At 54.8% G+C, this 1,501-nt stretch carries 1 rRNA gene; it reads left to right on the top strand.

Features of this window, described 5'->3' with window-relative positions:
• Positions 1-1,501, top strand: a 23S ribosomal RNA gene (locus HMPREF3011_RS01240); the annotation flags it as partial.

The following is a 1,501-nucleotide window of genomic DNA, read 5'->3' as shown; positions in this document are numbered from 1 at the left end:
AAAGGATGTGGGATCGCGAAGACAACCAGGAGGTTGGCTTAGAAGCAGCCATCCTTGAAAGAGTGCGTAATAGCTCACTGGTCGAGTGGTTCTGCGCCGACAATGTAGTGGGGCTCAAGTACACCGCCGAAGCCGCGGCAATCATCTTTTGTGGTGGTTGGGTAGGGGAGCGTCGCGTTACTGCTGTGAAGCGCTGGGGTAACCCTAGTGTGGAGTGTGCGCGAGTGAGAATGCAGGCATGAGTAGCGAATGAGGAGTGGAAAACTCCTCCGCCGAATGACTAAGGGTTCCTGGGCCAGGTTAATCCTCCCAGGGTGAGTCGGGACCTAAGGCGAGGCCGACAGGCGTAGTCGATGGATAACGGGTTGATATTCCCGTACCCGTGTGTCCGCGCCCATGGTGAATCAGGGATACTAACCCACCTGAACACGCGCCTTTCGCTGACCTTTTAGGTTGGTTGGTGTGTGTGATGCTGGGGACCTGAACTGGTAGTAGCCAAGTGATGGGGTGACGCAGGAAGGTAGCCGTGCCACGTGATGGATATCGTGGTGTAAGCGTGTGGCCCGTGTTCTAGGTAAATCCGGAGCACAGTGGGGTGAGGCGTGATGCGTACCCGTATTTGGGGAAGTTGGTGATCCTATGCTGCCGAGAAAAGCCTCTAGCGATGTGGATATACGGCCCGTACCCGAAACCGACACAGGTAGTCAGGTAGAGAATACTAAGGCGATCGGGAGAACTGTGGTTAAGGAACTCGGCAAAATGCCCCCGTAACTTCGGGAGAAGGGGGGCCATGACTGGTGACCGACGTGGTTGAGCTGGTTGTGGCCGCAGAGAATAGAGGGAAGCGACTGTTTACTAAAAACACAGGTCCGTGCGAAGACGTTTAAGTCGATGTATACGGACTGACGCCTGCCCGGTGCTGGAAGGTTAAGAGGACCTGTTAGATCATTTGTGGTCGAAGCGGAGAATTTAAGCCCCAGTAAACGGCGGTGGTAACTATAACCATCCTAAGGTAGCGAAATTCCTTGTCGGGTAAGTTCCGACCTGCACGAATGGCGTAACGACTTCCCTGCTGTCTCAACCACAGACCCGGCGAAATTGCAGTACGAGTAAAGATGCTCGTTACGCGCGGCAGGACGAAAAGACCCCGGGACCTTCACTATAGCTTGGTATTGGTGTTCGGTTCGGTTTGTGTAGGATAGGTGGGAGACTGTGATGCCTCAACGCCAGTTGGGGTGGAGTCGTTGTTGAAATACCACTCTGATCGTATTGGACATCTCAACCTCGGCCCGTGATCCGGGTTAGGGACAGTGCCTGGTGGGTAGTTTAACTGGGGCGGTTGCCTCCCAAAGAGTAACGGAGGCGCCCAAAGGTTCCCTCAGCCTGGTTGGCAATCAGGTGTTGAGTGTAAGTGCACAAGGGAGCTTGACTGTGAGACTGACAGGTCGAGCAGGTAGGAAACTAGGGACTAGTGATCCGGCACCGGCTTGTGGAAGCGGTG

This window comes from Corynebacterium sp. HMSC074C04 (assembly GCF_001838295.1).
Lineage (GTDB): Bacteria > Actinomycetota > Actinomycetes > Mycobacteriales > Mycobacteriaceae > Corynebacterium > Corynebacterium amycolatum.
This window is presented reverse-complemented; position numbering and strand designations above follow the sequence as displayed.